This is a genomic window from Pseudomonas sp. R11F (assembly GCF_050312575.1).
Lineage (GTDB): Bacteria > Pseudomonadota > Gammaproteobacteria > Pseudomonadales > Pseudomonadaceae > Aquipseudomonas > Aquipseudomonas palleroniana.
In genome coordinates this window covers 303,603-329,511 of sequence record NZ_JBNPJU010000077.1, presented here as the reverse complement: position 1 = coordinate 329,511, position 25,909 = coordinate 303,603, and the positions used below count along the sequence as shown (strand labels likewise).

General features: G+C 60.7%; 24 protein-coding genes. 8 read left to right on the top strand and 16 right to left on the bottom strand.

The features are described from left to right. Positions 1–85: 85 nt before the first annotated feature. Complete coding sequence (locus ACQRBV_RS25540) at positions 86–1,171, top strand: DUF1615 domain-containing protein (protein ID WP_411984708.1); 1,086 nt, start codon at positions 86–88, stop codon at positions 1,169–1,171. Here the strand turns inward: ACQRBV_RS25540 and ACQRBV_RS25535 are convergent, their stop codons facing one another. The 4 genes from ACQRBV_RS25535 to ACQRBV_RS25520 form a co-directional block, all read right to left on the bottom strand. After that, on the bottom strand, positions 1,172–1,957 hold the full coding sequence (locus ACQRBV_RS25535) for a DUF4349 domain-containing protein (RefSeq protein WP_060756456.1): 786 nt from the start codon (positions 1,955–1,957) through the stop codon (positions 1,172–1,174). It abuts the gene before it with no gap. Between the two features lie 199 nt (positions 1,958–2,156). Then, a complete protein-coding gene (locus ACQRBV_RS25530) occupies positions 2,157–3,338 on the bottom strand; it encodes an acetyl-CoA C-acetyltransferase (RefSeq protein WP_090372083.1) in 1,182 nt (393 codons plus the stop codon). 11 nt (positions 3,339–3,349) lie between these two features. Beyond that, the gene (locus ACQRBV_RS25525) at positions 3,350–4,009 is read right to left on the bottom strand and encodes a CoA transferase subunit B (RefSeq protein WP_065872325.1); all 660 of its coding nucleotides are present in this window, start codon (positions 4,007–4,009) and stop codon (positions 3,350–3,352) included. A 35-nt stretch (positions 4,010–4,044) separates the two neighbouring features. Beyond that, the gene (locus ACQRBV_RS25520) at positions 4,045–4,743 is read right to left on the bottom strand and encodes a CoA transferase subunit A (protein WP_090372081.1); all 699 of its coding nucleotides are present in this window, start codon (positions 4,741–4,743) and stop codon (positions 4,045–4,047) included. Positions 4,744–4,876: 133 nt separating this feature from the next. Between ACQRBV_RS25520 and ACQRBV_RS25515 the strand changes: the two genes are divergently transcribed. Continuing rightward, entirely contained in the window at positions 4,877–5,779 is a 903-nt protein-coding gene (locus ACQRBV_RS25515) for a LysR family transcriptional regulator (RefSeq protein WP_090372079.1), read from the top strand. A 67-nt stretch (positions 5,780–5,846) separates the two neighbouring features. Here the strand turns inward: ACQRBV_RS25515 and ACQRBV_RS25510 are convergent, their stop codons facing one another. The 6 genes from ACQRBV_RS25510 to ACQRBV_RS25485 all read right to left on the bottom strand — a co-directional run bounded on the left by ACQRBV_RS25510 (position 5,847) and on the right by ACQRBV_RS25485 (position 13,895). Further along, positions 5,847–6,176 carry a hypothetical protein gene (locus ACQRBV_RS25510; RefSeq protein WP_060756451.1) on the bottom strand — a complete coding sequence of 110 codons (330 nt, stop codon included), beginning with the start codon at positions 6,174–6,176 and terminating at the stop codon, positions 5,847–5,849. Positions 6,177–6,949: 773 nt separating this feature from the next. Then, positions 6,950–7,801, bottom strand: coding sequence for an NAD-dependent protein deacetylase (locus ACQRBV_RS25505; protein ID WP_411984707.1), 852 nt, complete (start codon positions 7,799–7,801; stop codon positions 6,950–6,952). A gap of 8 nt (positions 7,802–7,809) precedes the next feature. Further along, complete coding sequence (locus ACQRBV_RS25500) at positions 7,810–8,250, bottom strand: CBS domain-containing protein (RefSeq protein ID WP_060756449.1); 441 nt, start codon at positions 8,248–8,250, stop codon at positions 7,810–7,812. A gap of 131 nt (positions 8,251–8,381) precedes the next feature. Beyond that, positions 8,382–10,331 carry a DNA topoisomerase III gene (locus ACQRBV_RS25495; RefSeq protein ID WP_411984706.1) on the bottom strand — a complete coding sequence of 650 codons (1,950 nt, stop codon included), beginning with the start codon at positions 10,329–10,331 and terminating at the stop codon, positions 8,382–8,384. Positions 10,332–10,526: 195 nt separating this feature from the next. Beyond that, positions 10,527–12,149, bottom strand: coding sequence for an MFS transporter (locus ACQRBV_RS25490; RefSeq protein WP_411984705.1), 1,623 nt, complete (start codon positions 12,147–12,149; stop codon positions 10,527–10,529). A gap of 84 nt (positions 12,150–12,233) precedes the next feature. Further along, positions 12,234–13,895 carry a GMC family oxidoreductase gene (locus ACQRBV_RS25485; protein WP_090372071.1) on the bottom strand — a complete coding sequence of 554 codons (1,662 nt, stop codon included), beginning with the start codon at positions 13,893–13,895 and terminating at the stop codon, positions 12,234–12,236. 129 nt (positions 13,896–14,024) lie between these two features. On the opposite strand from ACQRBV_RS25485, the gene ACQRBV_RS25480 reads away from it, so the two are divergent. Further along, a complete protein-coding gene (locus ACQRBV_RS25480) occupies positions 14,025–14,918 on the top strand; it encodes a LysR family transcriptional regulator (RefSeq protein WP_411984704.1) in 894 nt (297 codons plus the stop codon). A 133-nt stretch (positions 14,919–15,051) separates the two neighbouring features. On the opposite strand, the gene ACQRBV_RS25475 is transcribed toward ACQRBV_RS25480, so the two are convergent. The 4 genes from ACQRBV_RS25475 to ACQRBV_RS25460 all read right to left on the bottom strand — a co-directional run bounded on the left by ACQRBV_RS25475 (position 15,052) and on the right by ACQRBV_RS25460 (position 20,111). Further along, positions 15,052–16,911 (bottom strand): DUF3857 domain-containing transglutaminase family protein, encoded by a 1,860-nt coding sequence (locus ACQRBV_RS25475; RefSeq protein ID WP_411984741.1) that lies wholly within the window; start codon positions 16,909–16,911, stop codon positions 15,052–15,054. Between the two features lie 155 nt (positions 16,912–17,066). Then, positions 17,067–18,167 (bottom strand): DNA alkylation repair protein, encoded by a 1,101-nt coding sequence (locus ACQRBV_RS25470; protein ID WP_205345295.1) that lies wholly within the window; start codon positions 18,165–18,167, stop codon positions 17,067–17,069. Positions 18,168–18,195: 28 nt separating this feature from the next. Continuing rightward, positions 18,196–19,542 (bottom strand): glutamine synthetase family protein, encoded by a 1,347-nt coding sequence (locus ACQRBV_RS25465; RefSeq protein ID WP_411984703.1) that lies wholly within the window; start codon positions 19,540–19,542, stop codon positions 18,196–18,198. Positions 19,543–19,553: 11 nt separating this feature from the next. Then, on the bottom strand, positions 19,554–20,111 hold the full coding sequence (locus tag ACQRBV_RS25460; protein ID WP_411984702.1) for a helix-turn-helix domain-containing protein: 558 nt from the start codon (positions 20,109–20,111) through the stop codon (positions 19,554–19,556). Positions 20,112–20,157: 46 nt separating this feature from the next. Between ACQRBV_RS25460 and ACQRBV_RS25455 the strand changes: the two genes are divergently transcribed. The 3 genes from ACQRBV_RS25455 (at position 20,158) to ACQRBV_RS25445 (ending at position 22,182) form a co-directional block, all read left to right on the top strand. Next, positions 20,158–20,526, top strand: coding sequence for a DUF4440 domain-containing protein (locus tag ACQRBV_RS25455; RefSeq protein ID WP_244383894.1), 369 nt, complete (start codon positions 20,158–20,160; stop codon positions 20,524–20,526). Positions 20,527–20,603: 77 nt separating this feature from the next. Continuing rightward, the gene (locus ACQRBV_RS25450) at positions 20,604–20,912 is read left to right on the top strand and encodes an RcnB family protein (protein WP_060756441.1); all 309 of its coding nucleotides are present in this window, start codon (positions 20,604–20,606) and stop codon (positions 20,910–20,912) included. Between the two features lie 76 nt (positions 20,913–20,988). Then, positions 20,989–22,182: an MFS transporter gene (locus tag ACQRBV_RS25445; protein WP_411984701.1), complete on the top strand. Its 1,194-nt coding sequence runs from the start codon at positions 20,989–20,991 to the stop codon at positions 22,180–22,182. On the opposite strand, the gene ACQRBV_RS25440 is transcribed toward ACQRBV_RS25445, so the two are convergent. Both ACQRBV_RS25440 and ACQRBV_RS25435 read right to left on the bottom strand, forming a co-directional pair. Then, the gene (locus tag ACQRBV_RS25440) at positions 22,145–22,417 is read right to left on the bottom strand and encodes a DUF1652 domain-containing protein (RefSeq protein WP_090372055.1); all 273 of its coding nucleotides are present in this window, start codon (positions 22,415–22,417) and stop codon (positions 22,145–22,147) included. The two genes, ACQRBV_RS25445 and ACQRBV_RS25440, sit on opposite strands and share 38 nt — an antisense overlap. 102 nt (positions 22,418–22,519) lie before the next feature. Then, complete coding sequence (locus tag ACQRBV_RS25435; RefSeq protein ID WP_411984700.1) at positions 22,520–24,016, bottom strand: PAS domain S-box protein; 1,497 nt, start codon at positions 24,014–24,016, stop codon at positions 22,520–22,522. A 175-nt stretch (positions 24,017–24,191) separates the two neighbouring features. On the opposite strand from ACQRBV_RS25435, the gene ACQRBV_RS25430 reads away from it, so the two are divergent. After that, positions 24,192–25,160 carry a hypothetical protein gene (locus ACQRBV_RS25430; RefSeq protein ID WP_161550153.1) on the top strand — a complete coding sequence of 323 codons (969 nt, stop codon included), beginning with the start codon at positions 24,192–24,194 and terminating at the stop codon, positions 25,158–25,160. 78 nt (positions 25,161–25,238) lie between these two features. Next, positions 25,239–25,859, top strand: a complete 621-nt coding sequence (locus ACQRBV_RS25425; protein WP_060756436.1) for a hypothetical protein — start codon at positions 25,239–25,241, stop codon at positions 25,857–25,859. The last annotated feature ends 50 nt before the right edge of the window (positions 25,860–25,909 follow it).

Sequence of the window (25,909 nt, the reverse complement as noted above, 5' to 3'; positions counted from 1 at the left end):
GCGAGTACAACAAGTCGGCGAACCCCAGTTAGACTTACCTGTCGATATCCGCAGTGCCCGGCCCGTCGTCGTTCAAGGAAGCCCCATGTATTCAAGCCGTCTGATCCTGTGCCTCACTACCTCGTTGGTACTGGCCGGTTGTTCCACCACGCGCAACCCGCAACAGCCGCAGCGCAGCGAGGCCGATGTGAAGGCCCAGATTGTGCGGCTGCTGCCGGCGTCGGTGCCGGACCGCGGCGGTTGGGCTCAGGATATCTACACCGCCTTCGACACCCAGAAGATCTACCCCAGCACCGAAAACATCTGCGCGGTGCTGGCGGTCACCGAGCAGGAGTCCACTTACCAGGTCGACCCTGCGGTGCCGAACATGGGCAAGATCGCTCAGGATGAGATCCTGCGGCGGGCCGGCAAGGTCCATGTGCCGGCGTTCGTGATACGCACCACGCTGCAGTTGCGCTCGCCCACCGGCAAGTCCTACGCCGAACGCCTGAGCGCCGCACGCACGGAGAAGGACCTGAGCGGGATCTTCGACGACTTCATCAGCATGGTGCCGCTGGGAAATACGCTGTTCGGCGGCTTCAACCCGGTACACACCGCCGGCCCGATGCAGGTGAGCATCGACTTTGCGCAGCAACATGCGCGGGGTTATCCCTACGCGGTGGATGGCACGATTCGCCGGGAAGTCTTCACCCGACGCGGCGGCATGTATTTCGGCATTACCCATTTGCTGGGTTACCCGGTGAACTACGACCAGCCGCTGTACCGTTTTGCCGACTTCAATGCCGGTTGGTATGCCAGCCGCAACGCCGCATTCCAGGCTGCCGTCAGCCGCGTCACCGGCACCGAGCTGGTGTTGGATGGCGACTTGATTCGTTACGGCTCATTACTGCCGGGCTCCACCGAGCTGGCGGTGCGTTCGCTGGGTTCGAAACTGGATATGCGTAACCCGAGTATCCGCAGCCAGCTCGAGCAGGGCGAGCAGCTGGATTTTGAAGACACCACGCTCTACAAACGCGTGTTCGCCCTGGCCGACAAGGCTGCCGGCAAGCCGATGCCGCGCTCGATCCTGCCGGGCATCGTACTGAAAAGCCCGAAGATCACGCGCAACCTGACCACGGCGTGGTTCGCCCAGCGAGTGGACGAGCGATATCAGCGCTGTATGAAGCGTTGATCAAGTGCGTCGTTTGACAAACCGACGCCACAACCCCACCCACAGCCATACCACCGGGAACGCCAGGATCACAAACGGCAATACATAGCTGGCGCGCTCCATGGCGTCCGCCGTGCCGTTCACCAGGTTGTCGCCCAGGTTGCTGAACATTCGGCTGAAGCGCGATTGCTGGTTCGCACCGTCGCTGGAGCGGAAGTTGAGGGTGACGCGGTTGGTATCGAGGCGACGCTGTTGGCCGGCCGCGAGCTGGGCCAGTTCCTGAAGTTCGTTCTCAATGGACGCCTGTTCCTTGCTCAGTGCAATCAGGTCGCTGACGGTGATGTCCTTGCGTTTGGCCAGATCATCCAGGCGCTGCTGCTGGGCTTGCAGACGCTGTTGGCGACGCTTTACGTCATTGACGGCGTCGGCCAGGTCCTCGGCGGTGGTGATGCGCTGGCCGAGTTTGCCGCCTTCGGCCGCCATCGCGACCATCGGTTCCACGCCGGTAGGCGCTATGCGCAAGATGATCTCGCCGCCGTCGCCATCTTCGGTGATGCCCAGGATGTTGCAGGCACCAAAGCGCGCGGTTTCACAGGCTTCGCGGGTGGCTTGCATGCGTGGTGCGAGCAGAGCGCCGGGCAGGGCCAGGGTCAGCTCGTGTTCGTAGGCCAACTGCGCACCGGCCCGACCCTGTTCGCCGTTGATTACCGTGGCGCGGGGGTGGTCCTTGGGCGAACAGCCGGTCAAGACCAGCCCGGCCAGTAACAGCATGAAAAACGGGCGAGATTTGCCGTCCAGATGGCGCATTGCAGTTCCTTGGGGTGTACAGGGGAATTGGACGGCGATTAAACCGGGTCTGGCGGATTAACGCAAAGCGTCAGAGGGGATGGTGTGGTTGATAGTGATGCGACCCTCCCACAGGTTGATGGTGTTTTTCTGACGCGGCCGCAAAAAAGAAAAGGCCCGGTTTGCGTGGAACCGGGCCTTTTCCGTAGTGCGCGTTGAATCAGTTGCGTTCGAGGGCGAGGGCTACGCCTTGGCCGCCACCGATGCACAGCGTCGCCAAGCCTTTCTTGGCATCACGCTTGATCATTTCATGCAGCAGGGTGACCAGCACGCGGCAGCCGGACGCACCGATCGGATGGCCGATGGCAATGGCACCGCCGTTGACGTTGACCTTGTCAGCGTCCCACTCCAACTCTTTACCCACCGCCAAAGACTGCGCGGCGAAAGCCTCGTTGGCTTCGATCAGGTCCAGGTCACCCAGTTTCCAACCGGCTTTGTCCAGGCAGCGGCGTGTCGCCGAGACCGGGCCGATGCCCATGATGGCCGGGTCGACGCCGGCATTGGCGTAGCTGGCAATGCGCGCCAATACGGGCAGGCCGAGGGCGCGGGCTTTATCGGCGCTCATCAGCAGCACGGCAGCGGCGCCGTCATTGAGGCTGGAAGCGTTGCCGGCGGTGACGCTGCCGTCTTTCTTGAACGCAGGTTTGAGCTTGGCCAGGGATTCGGCGGTGGTGCCGGCGCGGGGTTGTTCATCCACGGCGAAGGCGACGGGGTCGCCTTTGCGCTGGGGGATCAGGACTGGGGTGATCTCATCGACAAAGCGCCCGGCCTCAATGGCGGCGACGGCCTTTTGTTGCGAGGCGGCGGCGAAGCTATCCTGGGCCTCACGGCTGATGCCGTACTTGTCCACCAGGTTTTCGGCGGTGATACCCATGTGGTAGTCGTTGAACGCATCCCACAGGCCATCGGTGATCATGCTATCGATCATCTTGGCGTGGCCCATGCGCAAACCGGTGCGTGCGCCAGGCAAGACGTACGGCGCCAGGCTCATGTTCTCCATGCCACCGGCAATGATCACCTCGGCGTCACCGCAACGGATGGCTTGGGCGCCCAGGTGCAGGGCCTTGAGGCCCGAACCGCAGACCTTGTTCAACGTCAGGCTGGGCACCGCGTGGGGCAAGCCGGCCAGGATCGAGGCCTGGCGCGCCGGGTTCTGGCCGGAGCCTGCGGTCAGTACCTGGCCGAGGATCACTTCATCCACCTGGGCCGGGTCCAGGCCGGTCTGCTCCAGCAGGCGGCGGATCACGGCAGCGCCCAGTTCCGGTGCCGGAATGCTGGCCAGTGAACCCTGGAAGCTGCCCACGGCGGTGCGGGTGGCAGCAACAATCACGACGTCTTGCATGGAATCTGTCCTCACTGGAAGTGCATTTCTGGAACGTGGTCCGGGACAATCAGTTTACCGGCGGTCTTGCTCACAATCTCCTCGACGCTGACGCCAGGTGCGCGTTCCTTGAGGACAAAAGCGCCATTTTCGATTTCCAGGTAGGCCAGGTCCGTCAGTACACGCTTGATGCAGTTCGCGCCGGTCAGCGGCAGGCTGCATTGGCTGAGCAGCTTGGACTCACCGTCCTTGGACGCGTGGGTCATGATCACGATGATGTTTTCCGCTCCGGCCACCAGGTCCATGGCGCCGCCCATGCCTTTGACCAGCTTGCCGGGGATCATCCACGAGGCGATGTTGCCTTGCACGTCCACTTCAAACGCACCGAGCACGGTCAGGTCGACATGGCCGCCGCGAATCATCGCGAAAGACTCGGCGGAGGAGAAGATCGAGGCGCCGATACGCGCGGTCACGGTCTGCTTGCCGGCATTGATCATGTCGGCATCGATGGTGTCTTCGGTCGGAAACGGGCCCATGCCCAGCAGACCGTTTTCCGACTGCAGCATCACTTCCATGCCTTCGGGAATGTAGTTGGCCACCAGGGTCGGAATGCCGATGCCGAGGTTGACGTAGAAACCGTCCTGCATTTCGCGGGCGACGCGTTGAGCCATTTGTTCGCGGGTAAGAGCCATGTTTTTTTCCTCTTATTGTCTGGGCTGGAGGCGGATTATTTGCGGACGGTGCGCTGTTCGATGCGCTTCTCGAAGGTGCCGCAGATGATCCGGTCGACGTAGATGCCAGGGGTGTGGATCTGCGCCGGGTCCAGCTCGCCCGGTTCGACGATTTCCTCGACTTCGACCACGGTGATCTTGCCCGCAGTAGCGGCCAGCGGGTTGAAGTTCTGAGCGGTGTGGCGATAAATGACGTTGCCGAAGTGGTCGGCTTTCCAGCCTTTGACGATGGCGAAGTCGCCGGTGATGGACTCTTCCATCAGGTAGGGGCGACCATTGAATTCGCGGGTTTCCTTGCCTTCTGCAACCGGAGTGCCGACACCGGTTGCGGTGAAGAAGGCCGGAATGCCGGCGCCGCCGGCGCGCATTTTTTCCGCCAGGGTGCCTTGGGGGGTCAATATCACTTCGATTTCGCCGCTTAGCAGCTGCTTCTCGAACAGCGCGTTTTCACCGACGTACGAGGCGATCACCTTGCTGATCTGCTTTTCTTCCAACAGCACCCCCAGGCCAAAACCATCCACGCCGCAGTTATTGGAAACCACGGTCAGGTTGCGGGTGCCTTTGCGCTTGATCTCGGCAATCAGGTTTTCCGGAATGCCACACAGGCCAAAACCACCGGACAACACGGTCATGCCGTCTTCCAGGCCTGCCAGGGCTTCTTCATAGGACGCCACGCGTTTATCGAAACCTGCCATACGCACCTCTTTTATTGTTTGTGGGCCAGCCAATGAACCGAGTGTTGCGCCGAAGCATTGATTTGTTAAGTTGTTTTTTAAGGTTGATTGATTTAAAAAACAGCATAGTCGCCTGGCCGTTCGGAGTCGCCTCATGACCGTTAAACAGATGCGTGCCTTTCTCGCCGTGGCCCAGAGCCTGAGTTTTGCCGCGGCCTGCGAGCGTCTGCACCTTTCCCAATCGGCGCTGAGCCTGACCATCAAGGGCCTGGAAGAGGGATTGGGCGGACGCTTGTTCAGCCGCAATACCCGTAACGTCGCGCTCACCCCTGAAGGTGAATCGCTGTTGCCGCTGGCGCGTCGGCTGATCGCCGACTGGGACAATGCCGAGGATGAACTACGCCAGCGCTTCACTTTGCAGCGCGGGCGCGTGACGGTGGCGGCGATGCCATCGTTCGCGGGCAACCTGTTACCGCCGATTCTCAAGATATTCCGCGAACGTTACCCTCAAGTGAACGTGACGGTGCACGACCTGATCAACGAGCAGGTACTGGAGATGGTGCGCGACCGGCAGGTGGAATTGGGAGTGGCGTTCGAGCCCTCCGAGGCTTCTTCGCTGGCATTTACGCCGCTGTACCTGGACCGGTTCATCGCGGTGGTGCCGGGCGATTCACCCTTGGCCGAGCGCGTCGAAATCGACTGGAAAACCCTGTTGGCGCAACCGTTCATTACCTTGCAACGGCCATCCACGGTGCGGGTCATGCTGGAGGAGCACCTCGGCGCCCTGCAGATGAAGCTGCCGGTGGCTCTGGAAAGCCATCAGTTAGCCACGGTGGGCAAGATGGTTGCCAGTGGATTGGGCGTCAGCGCGGTCCCCGCGTTATGTGCGCGGCAGATGGAGGAGGCAGGCGCTCACTGCATCACCTTGAGTGATCCGGTGATCGAAAGGCCCATTGGCGTGCTGACCAAGCCGGGGCATGAACTTTCGGCGGCGGCGCAGGTATTGTTTGATATCTTCAGGGATGAAGCGGGGAAGGGCAGGTTTCCAACTTTCTAAGTACGGCCACTATAAATATGGGAGCTGGCTGGCCAGCTCCCATACAAGGGTGAGTACTACTTGCCAGTTAGTAGTAGCGGTCGATCACTTTAACTTGTGAGTTGTCTTTGAAAGACGCCCACGCATTGTTAAGTGTGTCGAACACCTGCTCGATAAAGTTGCGATCAGCTGCAGCCTTCTTGCCGACATAACCCTGGCCGCGGCGGTACATCTTCAGGCGCGCCGCCAGTTCACGGTTATTGCGGTCGAACTCGGCTTCTTCGGTGTGGGGCGCCAGGCAGTCGATTTTCACTTCGCCCGATTTACCTACCCACAGGATATGGTCGTCGAGTGTGTCTTTCTGCGCTGCGAACATTTCAGCCAATTCATTGATAGTTGGTTGGTTGTTCAGATTCATGTGTAAGCCCCTTGACCAGTTGGCGATCTATCAGTTGATTCACGTTAGTTGTCTCCGGTTCCGAAAACCGGGCGTCAGCGACTGTCTGCCGAATACGGGCAGGGTCTTGAACCTGATGCATGTAGTCTTGCTGATGAACTGCTACGCAATGGTTTCATAACGAAGACAAGCAGCGTTTGAGCTCCTTGTACCGAACCTTGCGGGCCGGTCAGCTTCATCAATCTGCCTTGTGGGCAGTGCACATCCGGAAAAAACAGCTCGGCGGTCAGACGAGCTTGTTCAAAACACGGGTTACCGACGCTCCCGATCCGGGAGACGTCTAGATCATGCAAGGACAAAAACGTTACGTCAACGGTTATGTAGTGATTATTTTAAAGCACTACATAAAGTGCTGTAGGGACGGGGGCCTGCCGTAAAACGTGACTTGAGCGTCATTTATTGGAAGACAGGTCGAGGTCAAAAGTGGCTATGTAGTGAGCGGGCTTGCCCTAATGCCAGTCAGTTAAGCGATAAAGCGGGCGATGAATAAATTGTGGGAGGGGGCTTGCTCCCGATGGACTGCGTAGCAGGCCCATTTTTGAGGCCGCTGCGCGGCCTATCGGGAGCAAGCCCCCTCCCACAGTGACCGCGTTAATCCTTAACTGACTGGCATTAGGGCTTGCCCCGCGCTGGGTGGCGCAGCCACCCCAACAAGGATGCTGCGGTGTTTCAGAAAGGCCGAGGTAACTGGGTTTGGGGCGGCTGCGCCACCCAGCGCGGGGCAAGCCCGCTCACTACAGGCATTTCAGTCGTTCGGCCAGCAGGGGTAGCAGCCGCTCGCAGGATGCTTCGATCTTCATCTGTAAAAGGTCGTCTGCGCGGGTCTTGCCCAGGTTGATGGCAATCACCGGCTTGCCTTGCTCGATCATCGCTTTGCACAGGCGAAACGCTGAATAGGCCATCAGTGAGGAACCCACCACCAGCAAGCCTTCGGCGTGCGCCACGGCAGCCATTGCCTTGGCTGCCGTGGCTTGGGCGACATTCTCGCCAAAAAACACCACGTCCGGTTTCAACCGTTGCCCCTTGCAATGGGGGCAGTGGGGGACCTGGAAGCGTTCTTCAAAGGCGGGGTCGAGCAATGTATCGCCGTCGGGCGCTTGTACGGCATCGACATCCGCCAGGTACGGGTTCTGGCTTTCCATCACCCGTTGGATCAGATCGCGCTCGCTGCGCTGCTGGCAGTCCAGGCACAGCACCCGGTGCAGGCTGCCGTGCAGTTCGATCACATCATGACTGCCGGCCTGATCATGCAGCGTGTCGACGTTTTGCGTGATCAAGCCGCTGATTTGTTCGCGGCGTTGCAACGCGGCCAGTGCCAGATGCGCCTTGTTTGGTTGCGCAATGCGTACCCGTGGCCAGCCCAACATGGCGCGAGCCCAGTAACGACGCCGCGCCTGCGGGGTGGCCAGGAACTCCTGATACATCATGGGCGCCTTGCCCCGGCGCACGCCCTCGCTGTCGCGATAATCGGGAATGCCCGACGACGTGCTGATCCCTGCACCGGTCAGTACCAGAAAGCGCCGTTCGGTCATGGCCTGGTGCAGGGTGTCGAGGTGGTCTTCCTGATGTTCCAGCGTATCCAGCATGGGTTCCCCTATTCGCCGCGGATGTACTGCTCCAATTGCTTGATAAGGTCAGCCTGGCTGGCGATGGCTTCCTTCACCAGGTCTCCGATGGACAGCAGGCCCAGCAGTTTGCCGTTTTCGACCACGGGCAGGTGACGAAGGTGGCCGTCGGTCATGATGTTCATGCACTCATCGACCTTTTTGTGAGTGTCGACGGTTATCACCGGAGAACTCATCACCTCACTGACCTTAGTCGTGACTGACGATAGCCCCTTGAGCATGATTTTGCGTGCGTAATCCCGTTCGCTGATGATCCCTACCACTACGCCTTCCTTGACCACCGGCAAGGCCCCGACGTTTTTCTCCGACATACGAACCAGGGCTTCAAATACGGTGTGGTCATGTTGGATGGTATGGACGTCCTGGTTTTTCTGGTCCTTGGCTTTAAGCACTTCTGCAACGGTTTTCATGGCGGCCACTCCGGTGTTGTTGTTAGGAAGTCAGGGTCCTCCTACAGAATCCTAGACGGGCCACTGGGCCGCAAGGTCCAAAGCGGCGTTAAACCTGTCGAAAAGCGTCATTCGCTGGATTTTTTTGACGGTTACCCGCTGTTTGCAGGCTTTTTCCCCCGCCTTGGGGCGGCAGCGGCCTTGCGGGGTGCGCTTTTTCGTTTCTTTTTCCAAGGGGGAGCACTTTTGCCGCCAGGGCTTGCCGGGCCAGTGATGGTCATGCGCATGCCGTTGCAGCGAGCCACTTGCTTGCTCATCCAGGCCGCTTGTTTGGCGACGAATTCTTCCAGGCTCATTTCTCCGCTTTGCACCATGTCCAGCGCCTGTTCCCAAATGGCGGTAGTGCCGGGGTCGGCGATGGCGCGGGGCACTGCGTCGATCAGGCTGAATGCCGCCGGGGTAGCGCAGAGCGCCTTGCCGTTTTTCACCAGGTACCCACGGTCCAACAACCCCTGGATGATCCCGGCGCGAGTGGCTTCGGTGCCGATACCGGTAGTGTCCTTGAGCTTTTGCTTGAGCAGCGGGTCTTCCACCAGCTTGGCGACGTTTTTCATCGCCTTGATCAGGTCGCCTTCGGTGAAGGGTTTGGGGGGCTGGGTCCACAGGTCTTTCAGGTTGACCTTGGCTACGCTGCAGTCCTGACCTTGCACCAATGTCGGCAAAGCCTGCGGGGCCGGCGCCTCGCGGCCTTTGGCGGGCGCCAGCGCTTCGGGCAAGGCGCGCTTCCATCCCGGCTCGATGATCACTTTACCGACGGCGCGCAACGCCTGGCCTGCACAGTCAAAGTCCGCCTGGGTGCGATCGTACTCGTGGTTGGGCAGGAACTGCGCCAGGTAGCGCGCGCGAACCAGGGTGTAAACGGCGCGGTGTTTGCCGGTCAGTTGCGTGACATCCTTGCCGGCCCCCGTGGGAATGATGCCGTGGTGCGCGCTGACCTTGGCGTCGTTCCAGGCCCGTGAGCGGCGCTGCGGATCGACATGGGGCATCAGTTCATTCAGCGTCGCGTCCGCCCGCGCCAGTGCCGCAAGAATGTTCGACGCTTCGTGATGCTGGCTCAGCGGCAGGTAGCCGCAATCACTGCGCGGGTAGGTGATGACCTTGTGGGTTTCGTACAGCGACTGGGCGATGTCCAGGGTTTCCTGGGCGCCGAGGCCGAGCTTCTTCGAGCAGATTTCCTGCAGGGTGCCCAGGTCGAAGGGCAGGGGGGCCACCTCGCGCATGCGCTCGGTACGCAACTTCATCAATCGCGCGGTGGCGGCGTGGCTCATGGCGTCGGCCGCCTCCCGAGCCAGCTGTGGGTTGAGGCAACGACCCTGGTCGTCGCAGGCATCTTCGGCTGCACGCCATTGGGCGGTGAAGGTCATGCGCTCGTGGCGCAGGTCGACATCGATGGCCCAGTAGGCCACCGGCACGAAGTCGGCGATGCTGCGGTCGCGGTCCACCACCAGGCGCAAGGTTGGCGTCTGTACCCGGCCTACCGGCAATACGCCCTGATAGCCGGATTGGCGCCCGAGCAGGGTGAACAAGCGACTCATGTTCATACCGATCAGCCAGTCGGCGCGTGAACGGCCGAGGGCCGAGTGATACAGGCTGAAGGTTTCAGCGCCAGGCTTGAGTGCGGCCAGGGCCTTTCGAATGGAGGCGTCATCCAGCGCCGACAGCCACAACCGCTGGATGGGCCCGCGATAGCGGCAATGCTCTACCAGTTCACGGGCGATCATTTCACCCTCGCGGTCGGCGTCGGTGGCAATCACCAACTCCTGGGCTTCCCCCAGCAGACGCTTGACCGCCTTGAACTGGCTGGCGGTCTTGGGCTTGACCAGCATTTTCCACTTCTGCGGGACGATCGGCAGGTCGGCCAGTACCCAGCGTTTGTATTTGGCGTCGTAGGCATCCGGCGGGGCGGTTTCCAGCAGGTGGCCGATGCACCAGGTGACTGTGACCCCATTGCCCAGCCAGCACCCGTCGCCGCGCCGGCTGGCGCCGAGCACGGCCGCGATATCTTTGGCCTGGGAGGGTTTTTCACAGAGGTACAGCCGCATGGTCATCACATCAGATCGGGTTGATGCCTTGCAGGATGCGCAGTTGGAGGGTTTTGATCAACTGTTATCTGTATGGATGTACAGCAAAATGTGAGGGGGGCTTGTTTGCGATGGAGGTGCTTCAGTCACAAGTGCATTGACTGAGCGACCGCTATCGGGAGCAAGCCCCCTCCCACAAGGGATCAGCAGAGCGGATCAGTTGTTATCGATATCCACATGCCGCGTTTCCTTGAGGCAGAACAACCCCACGATCAAGCTCACCCCGGTGACCACTACCGGGTACCACAAGCCGTAGAAGATATCGCCGGTGTACACCACCAGTGCAAACGACACTGTCGGCAGGAACCCACCGAACCAGCCGTTACCGATATGGTAGGGCAGCGACATCGAGGTATAGCGGATCCGCGTCGGGAACAGCTCGACCATCAACGCCGCCAGCGGCCCGTAGCACATGGCGGCAATCAGGATCAGCGCCACGATCAACACCACCACCATCACCTTGTTGACCTGCGCCACATCCGCCGATGTCGGGTAACCGGCCAAGGTCACCGCGCCACGCAGGGCGGCTTCGTCGAAGCCGTCGATGCGCACATCGCCCACGCTGACCTGCACCGGGCTGCCTGTCGGGGCGGCGGCGCTGTGGTAAGGCAGGCCCTGTTTGACCAGGAAGGTCTTGACCTTGTCGCACGGGCTGTCAAAACGCGCCTTGCCCACTGGATCGAACTGGAAGGTGCAGGTGGTAGGGTCTGCCAAGACGGTGATCGGTGCCTGGCGGCTGGCCTGGTCCATCGCCGGGTTGGTGTAATGGGCCAATCCCTTGAAGATCGGGAAGTACAGCACGGTCGCCAGCAGCAGGCCGAGCATCAACACCGGTTTGCGGCCCAGCTTGTCCGACAGCCAGCCGAACAGGATAAAGAACGGCGCGCCAATCACCACACTGATGATCAGCAGCATATTGGCCAGGGCCGGGTCCATCTTCAAAAATTGGGTGAGGAAGAACAAGACATAGAATTGTGCCGCGTAAAAGGTCACTGCCTGGCCGCCGTTGATGCTGAACAGGGCGATCAGCACCACCTTGAGGTTTTCCCATTTGCCGAAGGATTCGCGGATCGGCGATCGGCTGGCCTTGCCTTCCTCTTTCATTTTGAGGAACGCGGGCGACTCATGCAGGCTCATGCGAATCCAGGTGGAAATGCCCAGCAGCACGATGGAGAACAGGAACGGGATGCGCCAGCCCCACACCTCAAACTGGTCGCCGGTGAAGTAACGGCAGGCCAGCACCACCAGCAGTGACAACAACAGGCCAATGGTGGCGGTGGACTGAATCCAGCTGGTGTGCAAACCGCGTTTGCCCGTGGGGGCATGTTCGGCCACGTAGGTGGCCGCGCCGCCGTACTCACCGCCCAGTGCCAGGCCCTGCAGCATGCGCAGTACGATCAGGATGATCGGCGCGGCGATGCCGATGCTGGCGTAGTTGGGCAATAAGCCGACGCAAAAGGTCGCCACGCCCATCAGGATGATGGTGACCAGGAACGTGTATTTGCGCCCGATCATGTCCCCCAGGCGGCCGAATACCAGGGCGCCGAACGGCCGCACCACAAAGCCGGCAGCAAAGGCCATCAACGCGAAGATAAACGCGGTGGTGTCGTTGACCCCGGCAAAGAACTGTTTGCTGATTACCGCCGCCAGGGCGCCGTAGAGAAAAAAGTCATACCACTCGAACACCGTGCCCAGGGATGAGGCGAAGATGACTTTCTTTGAGTCGTTGCTGGTGCTCGCGTCGATTACCGAGCCCAGGGGTTGAGCATGTTCTGACATCGGGTAGCCCTCACAGTGATTATTTATTGTTGTTCCACTGTCGGCGCCGGGGGCGGCGCCGCTATTGCTTCATTCATTGCCTCTTTAAGCCGGATGCGCTGCGTTTTCGTTGACGTTCTTCGCGAGCAAGCTCGCTTCTACAGTATTGGGCGACAAGATGAGCTGCGCCGCTTTCTCAGCGATCATCAAGGTCGGTGAGCAGGTGTTGCCGGAAGTGATGCGCGGCATGATCGACGCATCGGCGATGCGCAGGCCGGGTACGCCATGCACCCGCAGTTGCGCGTCGACCACCGCGTCCTTGTCATCGCCCATGCGGCAGGTGCCCACTGGATGGAAGATCGTGGTGCCGATCCGCGCGGCGGCTTCGTGCAGTTGCTCTTCGGTTTGCAGTGCGTCACCAGGCAGGTATTCCACCGGCTTGAACTGGCTCAGCGCCGGCGCTGCAACAATCCGCCGAGTCAGGCGGATCGCGTCGGCGGCCACTCGCAGGTCTTCCGGATGGCTGAGGTAGTTGGGCCGGATCAATGGGGCATCTGCCGGGTTGGCCGAACGGATATCGATGCGGCCACGGCTGTGTGGGCGCAGGTCGCAGACCGAGGCGGTAAAGGCCGGGAACCCGTGCAACGGCTCGCCAAAACGCTCCAGGGACAGCGGCTGCACATGGTATTCAAGGTTGGCCGAAGTCTGCTCGGGGCCGGAGCGGGCAAACGCGCCGAGCTGGCTGGGCGCCATCGACAACGGGCCACTGCGGTCATACAGGTAGCGCAGGCCCATGCCCATCTTGCCCCACACCGAGCCTGCGATCTGGTTCAGGGTGCGTGCGTTTTCCAGTTTGTAGATCAGGCGCAACTGCAGGTGGTCCTGCAGGTTGCCGCCCACCCCCGGCAGGTCATGCAGCACATTGATGCCCAATGGCTTGAGCACGTTGGAAGGACCTATCCCAGAGCGCTGCAGAATGCCCGGGGAGCCCACGGAACCGGCGCACAGCACGATCTCCTGGCGCGCCTTCCAGCCGACCTGCTGGCCATGCTGACGGCCTAGGACGGTGGTTGCCCGGCCGTTTTCCAGCAACACGCGGTCGACTTCCACCTCGGTCAACACGGTGAGGTTGGGCCGCTGGCGAATCGGCTTGAGAAACGCCTTCGCTGCGTTCCAGCGTACGCCGGCCTTCTGGTTGACCTGGAAGTAACCGCAGCCTTCGTTATCGCCCTGGTTGAAATCGTTGAGCGCTGCGATGCCGCTTTGCGCGGCCGCGTCGCGGAATGCGTCGAGGATCGGCCAGTGCAGACGCTGTTGTTCGACGCGCCACTCGCCGCCATCGCCGTGAAATGCAGAGCTGCCGGCAAAATGGTTTTCGCTCTGCTTGAACAGCGGCAGTACATCTTTCCAGGCCCAACCCGGATTGCCCGCCGCCGCCCAGCCGTCGTAGTCCTTGGCCTGGCCGCGCATGTAGATCATGCCGTTGATGGACGAGCAACCGCCCAGCACCTTGCCCCGTGGATAGCTCAGCGCACGGCCCTGCAGGCCCTCCTGGGCTTCGGTCTTGAAGCACCAGTCGGTGCGCGGGTTACCGATGCAGAACAGGTAGCCGACGGGGATATGGATCCAGGGGTAGTTGTCGCGGCCGCCGGCTTCGAGCAGCAGCACACGGTGGGCGGGGTTGGCCGACAGTCGATTGGCCAGCAGGCAGCCGGCCGGGCCGGCGCCCACTATCACGTAATCGTATTGAGCAGTTGCACTGGGCATCTCGGGTCTCGCTTGTTTTTCTTATTGGCTTCATCCTAGTTGTTAGTTTTCGTCTTAAAAATGTTAGTTTTTACCCAGCTGCTGTGCGTTTTTAAACAGCGTGCATGGGACTTGCGCAACGGAGGCGATATGTTCGACTGGAACGACCTGCGGTATTTTCTGGAGTTGCAGCGCAGTGGCCGCCTGCTCACCGCCGCGCAACGCTTGAAAACCACCCACGCCACCGTCGCCCGGCATATCGAAGCCATCGAGAAAAGCCTCGGCACGGCGCTGTTCGTGCAGCACGCCCAGGGCTACGAACTGACGCCCGCGGGCGAAGCGTTGCTCAAGCATGCCGAGGCCATGGAAAACGTCGCATTGCTGGCCGAAGACGAGCTCACTCATTCAGCCGCGCCCCTGGGCAAGATCCGCCTGGGGGTGGCCGAAGGATTGGGGGTGATGTTCCTCGCCGGCCGCATGGGTGGGTTATTCGAGCGGTATCCAGGGCTGGAAGTGGAATTGGTGGCAGTGCCGCGCTTCGTCAGCATCCTCAACCGTGAAGCGGAAATCAGCATTCACCTCGAACGCCCCAGCGTCGACCAACTCGTCACGCGCAAACTCACCGATTACCGCCTCGCGGTCTACGCCAGCCGCGCCTACCTGGAGCGTCACCCGCCGATCGAAAAGCGTGAAGACCTCGCCACCCATTCCTGGATCGATTACGTGGATGACCTGCTGTTCAGCCAGGAACTGAAATTCCTCAGCAGCTTCTGCCGAAACCCTAAAGTGGTCTTCCACAGCACCAGCGTGATTGCGCAGCACCAGGCTGCGCGTTCGGGGTTGGGCATCGCGGTACTGCCGTGCTTCATGGCGGCGGGGGATGCGGATCTGGTGGCGTTGTTGCCGGGGGAGAGTATTCAGCGCAGTTACTGGATCAGCTCAAGACGGGAGTTGCACAAGTCCGTGCGGTTGCGGGTGTTGTGGGATTACGTCGTGGAGTTGTGCGCACGGGAGCAAGCGTTGCTGCTCAACGAGCCTGACTGAATAAACCGGATTAAAAATGTGGGAGGGGGCTTGCTCCCGATAGCGGTGGCTCAGTCACAGATGTATTGACTGACCGGCTGCTATCGGGAGCAAGCCCCCTCCCACAATTGGACTGTGTTGCGTCAGGGTGACCTTAAAGCTTCACCACCTGATGCACCTGCTCGGCACACGCCCGCGCATTCTCAATCATCGTGCCAAACGCCTCGCTGGCAATCTCATCGTGGGTCAGCCAGCGCTTTTTCTGGCTCAAGCGGTAGTGGTAGCGCAGTTCGCCATCCTTGAGGGTTCCGTCGAGGTCCAGGTCGTACCAGGGCGAGCGCACTTGGCATCCGGGGATGGCTTTTTCCATCTGCCCGCCGCTGAGGGTGATGGTGTAGTCATTGGTTTCGGGGTTGCCCAGGTACAGTTCAGCCTGTTGTCCGTGGCGGCGATAGTTGATGAAGCTGTCCCAGCGCTCTTTCAAGGATGCATCGCTGTAGACGTAATCGTTCGCCAGTTTTTCCAGGGCATGCTGGTCGTTCAAGGTGGCTTTGACGGTATAGCCATCGTGCATGACGAAGGCGGTGGGCTCGCGGGTGATGTGGCAGTCGCTGATCTCGTTGCCGAAGTTGGCGCAGATGTTCTGGTCGGTGGCAGTGGCGCCTTGCTGGCGGTCGGCGACGCTCAGTTGCATCAGCGGCAGGCGGCTGAAGGTGATGGTGGCCTGGGTCGCGCCGTTGCCCTGTTTGTCGAAGTGGACTTTTTTATCCAGAAGCAGGGTGGTTTCGGGGCGTTCCAGCGGGATGTGTTCTTCGCGTACCTGGCCCTGGGCATCGTTGACCAGTACCCAGCGGTCCTGGATGTCCGGCATCACCTGGCCGGGCGCAAACACCGGGTTGGTCGGGTCGAGCCACCACACCTGGTCATCCACTTCGGCACGCACGATGGCGTGGTTCGGGGCGAGGGTGCCGGGGATCAGCAAGGACTCGACCACATCGCCACGGCTGACCCAGGCCGTCTCGGCCTTGATGCCACTGGCCTTGAGCATGGCGGTCAGCAGAATCGCCAGGTCTTTGCAGTCGCCATAACCATGCTGCTCGATTTCCGCCAGGTTGAACGGCACGTAGCCGCGTTCGGTGGCGCGCCAGTCGCCCAGGTAGCGGTAGTGGTCGTTGATGTGTTGCATCAGTGCGGCGACTTGTTCGGCCGGTGCCAGGCCGCGTGCGGCGACTACGGCGGCGGCACTTTGCGTGGGCAGGCTGGCGCCAAGGATCTGATTGTAGCGTTGGGCGAAATCGCCGAAATACGCCTGGCGATCCAGGGCGCTGCCCACCTCCAGGCGCGGGATGCGCAACAGGGCGGCGTTGGCGGATTCGTTGATGTAGTTCAGGTAGGCGGGGGCTGTTTGCACTACGTCCAGAGTCTTGCCGTTGGCCGAGGGCGTCACCTTGAAACCCTCGAACAATTCGCTGCGCCACTCGATCGGCCGTTCGGCGGTAAAGCGTGCCTTGAAGTGGTCGCGCCGTGTGGCGCTGGGACCGAACTTGAGCGCGTAGTGAAACTGGGTCATCAGCGGTTTCGCGGGGTTGTGTTCGCGCACGGTCAGGCGGATCTGTGTACCGACGCGCAAGTTGGGGAAGGCCAGGGAGGTCTGCTTGTCGCGGCTGAAACCCTGGTCCGGGTTGGGCGCGGTGCGTGTGTCGATCTGTGCGGCACCCAGTGCTACCGGCTTCGCGCCGGGTTGGGTGGATTGCGCGCTGATCACTTCAAAGGTGTCGCCTTCGGAGTAATCGAAGTCGATGCGCGAAAGCATTTCGCGGCCGTTGGGCTTGAGGATGGTGTAGTGGTAGGTGGTGGTGCAGTCGGTGCTGGCGTCGCGGTTGAAGTGGCAGTGCAGTTCGGTGTCGCTGGCCAGCGGGGCTTCGGCCATGGGTTGCAACGCAGCGTAGGTGGACTGGGCAGCGAGGCCCAGGCTGAGGGCAAGCAACGGGCGGTGAAACGGAAAACGGTACAAACGGGACATTGGCGCCTCGGGTGACACATTGAAACAACTACCCGATGGGTAGTGAGAAGGCGGCGAATGATAATGGATCGCAACAATAAAGGCCAGGATTGTTCGACAATATATTGGCTGTAAGGCCCGAGATAGAGCCTTTTCTATGATTTATGTCAGGGTTTCAGCAGTTCGAATTCGGCGCTCGCAAGCTTTTCGCCATTGATCAAGACATGTACCGCGTGTTTGCCGGGGTAGTGCTTGCGCGTGGTCAGCTCGCGGATATGTTGTTCACGACAGATGTTGTGATGCTCGCCTGCGCCGAGGGTAAATGCCTTGAGCTTGAACACCTTGGCCGCGCTGTGACCGGCGCTTTTGACGTAATCGATGGCGTAGTCCACCACCAGCTTTTGCGCAGCGGCGGCGGTGGATTCCAGGCTGAAAGACAGGTTGATGCGTTCACCCAGGCGGATCACGGCCGGCGTGACGCAAAGGTGATGAATCTTCACCTCGGCTTTGGCGCCCGCGCCCATGATCGTCAGCGCGCGGCTGTTACCTTGCTTGATCAGGCTGCGCAGTGCGTGACGGGCGATCCAGGCGGTGTGCGGGTTATCCAGGGACCAGCCTTCGATCAGGGTGAGCACCCAGTCCGGGTGGTCCTTGGTGATGTCGTTGAGGTGGTTGGCCACCGATTTGCGCACGTACAGGCTGCTGTCGGCCTTGAGGTTGTCGAGGATCACCGCGCACAGCTCGGGGTTGGCTTGTACTTGACCCAGGCGAAAGGACCAGGGCAGGCGAGGGCGCGAACCTTCGCTGGCGAGGCGACGCACGTGTTCATTGGCATCCAGCGACCAGGTTCGCATCACCGCCAGGGTGCGTTCGAAGTCGTCCAGCAGGAACTGGCGGATAGCGAATTCGGCCGAACCAAAAGTGGTGAAGTATTTGAGCGCGGCCATGGAGCGCTCGAAGTCGTCACGCCCGTAACTGGCCACGTAGTGCGGCAGGAACAGGCTGACGAACCCGCTGTTCAGGCGCGGGGCCAGCGCATAAAGCAGCTTGAGGGTGTGCGGGTAATCCAGTGGGATGACCGCATGCAGGCTTTCACTGACCCGCGCCATGCGCTGCATCACCGACAACTCGGCAAGCCCCGCCTTGGCGCGCTTGAGGAAGCCCTTGGCGTCGAAATCCGGGTACACCGCCGTCATCTCGGTGGCGATGTGTTGCAGGCGTTCGAGGTTGAAGATTTCCTTGAGGGCCGGGGCGCTTTGTTCGGTCATCGGTGAGTCCATGCAGGGTAGGGGCGGTTCAGAGAAACCAGCGGTATTCCCGTGCCGCGATCTCTTGGTGGAAGGCCAAGTGATCCTGGCGTTTGTTTTCGCAATACACGTCGACGAATTCGCCGCCCAGCTTATCGCGCAATACCGGTTGGTGCTGCATGGCACGCACGGCGTCGAGCATTTCCAGGGGGAAGTCGGCGCCGCTGGTGCGGTCTTCGTTCAGCGGTGCGATGGGTTCGCGTTTGGTTTCAAGGCCATGCTCCAAACCGGCGAGGATGGCGGCCAGCGCCAGATACGGGTTGGCATCGGCACTGGCCAGGCGGTGTTCGATGCGCAGGTTGCGTGGGTCGGACTCGGGGATGCGCACACAGGCGTCACGGTCCTCAAAACCCCAACTGGCGCGGGTCGCCGCGTTGACCGTACCGCCCAGGCGGCGGAAGGCGTTGTGGTTGGGCGAGAAAATCGGCATGCAGTGCGGCAACAACTCCAGGCAACCGGCCACGGCATGGCGCAGCGGTTGTTGCTGGTGCGCCGCCAGCAGGTTGTTGCCCGCCGCGTCATACAGGCTCACATGGACGTGCATGCCACTGCCGGGATATTGCAGATAGGGCTTGGCCATGAAACTGGCGCGGTAACCGTGCTTGAGCGCCACGCCACGGGTGCTGCGGCAGAACAGGGCGGCCCAGTCGGCGGCGCGCAGGCCGTCGTCCAGATGGCCGAAGTTGATCTCGAACTGGCCGGGGCCGAGCTCGGCGGTGATCACTGTGATGTCGATGCCTTGGTCCTTGGCGGTCTGTGCCATGTCGTCCAGTACCTCGCTGAAGCGCGACAGGCGTTCGATATGCAGGTTGGGCTGGTCATCGGCGTCGTCGCTCAGCGCGTCGCGGGCAAATTGCGGCAGGCCGTTGTCGAGTTGCTTGTCGAACAGATAGAACTCCAGTTCGAACGCCACTACCGGGTGGATGCCCTTGTGTTGCAGGCGTTCCAGCACTTTGGCCAGCACTTCACGGGGTTCGAATTCGATGGGCGCTTCGGTGCCGTCGGAGGTGATCAGCATTTGGCCCAGTGGCTGTTTTTCCCAGGTCACGGGTTTGAGCGTACCCGGCACCAGGCGGCGGTTGGCATCCGGGTCGCCGTCGTTGAAGCAGTAATCACCAATCTTGAACAACCCACCCTGAACCCCCAGCAGCACGGCGTTTTGCGGCAGCTTCAAGGGGCTGCCGGCGGCGACCTTTTCCAGCATCTCCACGGGGTAGCGTTTGCCGTAGAAGTGCCCGGGAATATCCAGGGCGATCAGGTCGACATAACGTACGTCGGGGTGGTTCTGGCGAAAGGTCCGGACTTCGGCCAGCAACGTCGAGCAATGGCTTTTCACGGGTGCAGCTCCTAGTTGTAAACCCACAGTACGCGGGCGGGCAGATCGGTCAGGTTGGCGTAGCGACAGTGGGCGAAACTGGCCAGGTGGAAGCTGTCGCCGGGGCCCAGGGTGACCGACTCGGCTTCGCCCTCCACCCACAGCGTCAATTCACCCTCCAGCACGAAGCCGGCCTGCTCGGCGCGGTCGCTCATGGTTTGTTCGCCGCTGTTGGCACCGGGTGCCAGCAGGCTGTCGAGCATCGAGAAGGCGCCGTTCATGCTGGGCGAAACCAGAATGTCGGTGATGCCATTGGCGTAATACACCGTACGCCGCTCGTTGGGACGGGTGACCCAGTCCACCGCCTTGGGTTTGGGCAGGCTGTAGAAGTAGGTGGTGGGCACGTCGAGGGCATGGCTGATGGCGGTCAGGTCAGCCACCGTCGGTCGCGACAGGCCACGTTCGACCTGGGACAGAAAACCCACCGAACGCTCGATTTTTTGCGCAAGTTGGGCCAGGGTAAGTTTCTTGTGCTTGCGCAGGTCGTGGATGAGGACGGCCAGGGCGGCAAGTTCTTCTTGTTGGTTCATGAAATTTATGTCGAATAATTTCATGAAAAATTACAGGATTTATTTCATGCGAGCAATGAGGACGACGTTGGAAGCGCTTTTGTTCCAGTTGGAGCGGGAGCTGCAAGGCGGTGCCACCCGTTTGAATGCGGCGCGGCTGTCGCAGTTGCTGGCGGATGATTTCGTTGAATTTGGTGCCAGCGGCCATGTGTGGGGTAGCAAGGCTCAGGTGATTGCCGGGTTGCAGGATGAAGTGTTTTGCGAACGCCGGATGACTGAGTTTGCGCTCAACCTGCTGAGCAAGGGCGTTGCGCTGGTGACCTATCGCTGCCACCGGGAGGGCGTGGGCGATTCGCTACGCAGTTCGGTGTGGCGGGAGGAGGAAGGGCAGTGGCGGATGGTGTTTCATCAGGGCACACCCGCTGCGGACCTATAATCGCCGATTGCCGGTTGAATGTTCAGACCGGTAGGCGGTCGTAACCTGGGTACGCATCATTCATTGAAGGAGTACCCATGAAGTCCAAAGCCCTCGTTGCCTGCCTGCTGCTCACCGCCGGCCTGTCCACTGCCAGCTTCGTCGTGCAAGCCAATGATACTCCGCAGGAAACCGTGCAACCTTCAAGCATCAACGCCCGTGACTTGAAGGAAGGCGACCGTGCCCCGGATATCCTGATGCGCAAGGAATCGGCGATCAGCAACTGGAAAAAACACGGTCTCAAGCAGCCTGAAGCCGACAGCCAGTGGGCGCGGGTCGGCGATAAATTCGTGTTGCTCAAGACCACCAACGGCACCATTCTCGAGATCACGCCCGTTAAAAAATGACCTCCCGTAACACCCTGCTCTTGCGTTAAGGTAACCGGCCCGACGGACCGCGTTACCTTCAAAGAAAGAGAGCAGGATGCTTGCCACAATAAGAAACTACCCCCGCACGGTTAACCTGTTGCTGTCCGCCACATTGATGCTGACGTTGGCCAAGGCAATCACCTTTCCCTACCTGGTCATTTACCTCACCAGCCGCTTTGGCCTCGATATCTCCCAGGTTGGCCTGGTGATCGGCAGTTCGTTGATTGTCGGCTCGCTGCTCAGTGTCTACGGCGGCTTTCTGGTCGACCGCATCAACAGTTATCGCCTGCTGCTCGGCTTGAGCGCGCTGTTTGTACTGGGCTTTATCGGCACGGTGCTCGCGGGGAATATCTGGGCGTTCTACAGCTGCCTGATCCTGATCAACCTGGCCTACGCCGTGATCGATATTGCGGTGAAAGCCGGCTTCGCCAGCCTGTTGCCGGAAGACGCGCGCAGTGAAGTGTTTTCCATCAAGTACACCCTGACCAATATCGGTTATGCGATCGAGCCGGTGTTCGGGGCGGTAGTGGCCAAGCTGGATATCAGCCTGCCGTTTCTGCTGTCGGCGCTGTTGGGCGTCGGGTTTTTCCTGCTGTACTGGCGCTGGGGCGATCGCACGCTGACCAGCGTCGATGCCACGCAAAAACCCGTGCCGTTCATGGCCGTAGGCCGTGTGCTGCTGCGAGATCATCGCCTGGTGTGCTTTACCCTGGGCGGCGTACTCAGCGCCGTTGTGTTCGGCCAATTCACCGCCTGGCTGTCGCAGTACCTGGTCACCACCACGACGGCGCAATACACCTACACCGTGATCAGCGCCGTGCTCACCACCAATGCCGTGGGGGTTATCGCCTTGCAGTACGTGATCGGCCGGCGCATCTCGCACCGCTACCTGGGCCAGTGGCTGGTCGCCGGCTTGGGCATGTTCATGTTGGGCTTGATCGGCTTTGCGCTGGCCACCAGCGTGGTGTGGTGGGTAGTGGCGATGGCGGTATTTACCGTGGGGGAAATCATTGTGTTCCCGGCCGAGTACATGTTTATCGACCGGATCGCCCCGGACCACTTGCGTGGCATGTATTACGGGGCGCAGAACCTGTCCAACCTGGGCGCCGCGCTGGGGCCGGTGTTGTGCGGGCTGGTATTGGCCAACCTGCCGGCCCACACCCTGTTCTACATGCTGGGGGCGTTCATTGTCGGCGGTGGAGTGTTCTATTTCATTGGGGCGTCGTTGAAGGCAAATCATCCAGCGTAAGCTTGCCCACGTTGTTGCTTTCCAGCTCGTAGCGCAGCTCTTCGACCATCTTGGCGACTTCTTGCGGGGTCTGTAGGCGGTTGGTGCTGATCCCGGTGACCACCAGATCGACCCGGCCCGTTGCGGCGTCGAAGACCTTGAGAGTCAGGGATGCGTCCCGGCACAGGGTGAATTCGCAGGTCAGTGGCGACAGGCCTTCTTCGATGCAGTTTCGCAATTGAGAGACGGTAAACATGCGGGTTCCTTCATGGCATCAATACGATGCCTTGAAGGTTATGGCTTAGCCTGGGCCGCAATAAGGTGAGTTCGCACTAGTCGCACTAGTGCATTTGCACTTTCATGGCTTGTTTTTCAGGCGCAATTCACCGGCGAACAGCCCGCGTTCACGGGCCCAGACGATGGCTCCACTGCGGCTGTGCACCCCCAGTTTGGAATACACCGTGGCGACATGGTTACGCACGGTATTGGGCGCCAGTTTCAGGCGTGAGGCGATCTCCTTGTCGGCCAGCCCCTCGCAAATCAAACCCAGCACATCGCGCTCTCGAGCGGTGAGGTCGGTAAAGGCCACGTTCGGTGAATTGGGGCTCTTGACGCTCTTGGCGTTCGCAAGTTTCTCGATCAGGGTCTGGCTGAACCAGGACGCGTCCTGCATCACTTCCTCGATCGCCGCGACGAGTTCAAGCTCGGTGCGCTTGCGTTCGGTAATGTTCATCAGCACCAGCAGGTAGCAGGGCACGTCCTGGATGATCACGGTGTCGGCGGAGGCCACGCAGTCGATCACTTCATTGCCTTTCTTGCGCACCTTGATGTCCTGGCCTTCCAGCCGACCGGCTTTTTCCAGGTTGGCAAACAGTTGCTCACTCGCCTGAGGGTTGTCGATAAAGTCGATTTCCTCAATGGCTTTGCCGATCAATTCCTCACTGGTATAGCCGGTGATATCCATGAAGGCTTCATTGATATCCACGACCTGGCGGTTGTCCGCGCTGCACATCAGGGTGGGTACGGGCGTCAGTCGGAACGACTTGGCGAAGCGCTCTTCACTCTGGCGCAAGGCAATTTCCGCCTTGCGTCGTGGCTCCAGGTCCATGAACGAAAAGAGCATGCAGTCTTCTTCGTTCATGTCCAGCGGCTGGCCGGCGACGATCACCAGTTTGCTACCCCCTTCAGGCAGCCGCAATTCGGCCTGCATCTGCGGGATGGTCGAGCCTTCACCCAGACGCTGGATGGCCAGGTCCTTGCGCTCGGCCTGCTCCAGTACGTCCAGTTCATAGACGGATTTGCCGATGACCTGATCGCGGTTGTAGCCGGTCATCTCCAAAAAGCCCTGGTTGACCTTGATGTAGCGCAGGTCGCTCAAGCGGCAGATCACCGCCGGTGCCGGGTTGGCATTGAAGGTTTTTTCGAAGCGCTGCTCGGCGCTGGCCCATTCGGTGGCGTCGCTGAGGATCAGCACCAGCAGTTCGGGTTCGTCGTGTGAGTCGGTGATGACCAGGCTGCGCAGGCGGTGTACCCAGGTTTTCTCCTCCTCTGCGCAGGGGGTGACTTCGACCATCACATCGCTGAACTCTTCGCCCGCCGCTGCACGAGCGAGGGGGTAGTTTTCCAGTTGCACGGGGTGGTTGTTGCGATAACGCAGGGCGAAGCGCTGCGCGTACTCCTGCGTGTTGGCGCCCAATGCTACGACTGACTCCACACCGTGCATGCGCAGTGCGGCTTCGTTGGCCCAGAGAATGGTCTGGTCGACTTCGGCCAGAATCACACCGTCGGACAACCCGGAAATGATCTGCTGCAGTTGGCGACGGTTGGTTTCTTTGGCAAGAACGTCCCGGGTCATAGAATCTCCTTGGGTTTTGGGCGCATGGAAGTACGACATCCGGGCATCAGGATAGTGCAGAGCAATTCCCCGTGCGGGGGTGCGAATGCACCAGGTGGCATGGTGCATTTGAACGAGGACGCCGGACAGCGCGCTCGCCAGACTGAAACGGTCAATCACTGTCAAAGGATCGAACATGACCACTGTCTATGAAACCCATCGTTCTGCATTTCGCGTGTCCTGGAGCTCTGTGCTGGCCGGTAGTGCAATTGCCCTGGTGAGTTACCTGGTGCTCAGTGTGTTGGGCACCGCCATCGGCGCCAGTGCCATCGACCCGATGGAGGCCGGTAACCCGTTGCGGGGTTTTGGTACGGGCGCAGGTATCTGGTTGTTTGTCTCCACGCTGCTGGCAATTGCCGCTGGCGCGTTTGTGGCGGGGCGTACCGCACCGGATCGCGGTGGCTTGCATGGCGTACTCACCTGGACCTTGACCACCTTGTTCACCACTTGGCTGTTGGCGGCATTGGCCTCCGGCGTTGTGGGTACGGCGGGCAATGTGGTGGGCAAGGGCCTGTCCGCTGCCGGCAGTGGCATCGCCGCTGTGGCGCCGGGTATCAGTGATAGCGTCAAGCAGCAGTTGGACGAGCAGGGCATCCACCTGGATTGGAACAGCCTGCAAAGTCAGCTCGACACTTTGCTCAAGCAAAGCGGTAAACCTGAACTGGACCCGGCCAACGTTGAGCAGAAAGCCGATCAGGCGACGGCCGATGGCAAGCAATCGGCGACGGCTGCCGCTACGGACCCGACCCAGGCCGGCGATGCGTTGAAGCAGTGGTTCGATCGGGTCAAAGCCTCCGGCGAGCCTGCCTTGAATGCCGCGGATAAAGACGCGCTGATCAACATCGTCGCGGCCCGTACCGGCAAGAGCAAGGCTGAGGCCACCCAGATCGTCGACAATTATGCTCAGGCGTATCAACAAGCCGTGCAGAAGGTCGATGAGCTCAAGCAACAGGCCGAGCAAAAGGCTCGTGAGGCCGGTGAAGTGGCGGCCAAGCAAGTGTCCCGCGCAGCGTGGAGCACCCTGGCGATGCTGTTGCTGGGTGCTGCCTTGAGTTTCCTGGTAGGGCGCCTGGCACTGACAACGCGTCGTGTACCTTTGGCGTAAAGCTGTTTGCGGCAAGGACGCCGCTTCGCTGAACGCGTAAAATGCCGGCTTTTTACGCGTATCACGCAAAGGTGCCCCTTGAGCGCAGGCAAAGCCGTCGGACTGTTGTTACTCACCTCACTGCTGGCGGCCTGCGGCACCTCGCCGCCACGCACACCCAATGATATCTGCGGCATCTTCCGCGAAAAGGACGACTGGTACGACGCCGCCAAAGTCACGCAAAAGCGCTGGGGCGTGCCGATCCAGGTACCGTTCGCCATCATGTACCAGGAGTCCGGCTTCCGGCAGGACGCCTTGGCCCCGCGTAAATATCTGCTCTGGATCATCCCCTGGGGCCGCGTCTCCACGGCCGCCGGCTACGCGCAGGCCAAAGATGAGGTGTGGAACGATTACCGCAAAAGCACCGGCCGCAGCGGCGCCAGCCGCCAGGACTTCGACGACGCGATCGACTTTGTCGGCTGGTACATGGACAAGACCTACACCATCAATGGCGTCTACAAATACGACGCCTATGGCCAATACCTGAACTACCACGAAGGGTGGGGCGGCTACCGCCAACGCACCTACGCCGCCAAAGCCTGGCTGCCACCGGTGGCGAGCAAGGTGCAGGCACGCTCGCAGATGTATGCGGCGCAATATGCCGGGTGCAAGGATGATTTGGGGCGGGGGTTCTGGAGTCGGTTTTGGCGGTGGTTGTGAGGTCGAAATGTTTGGCTGCTCCCACGCTGTTCAATGTACAGCGTGGGAAA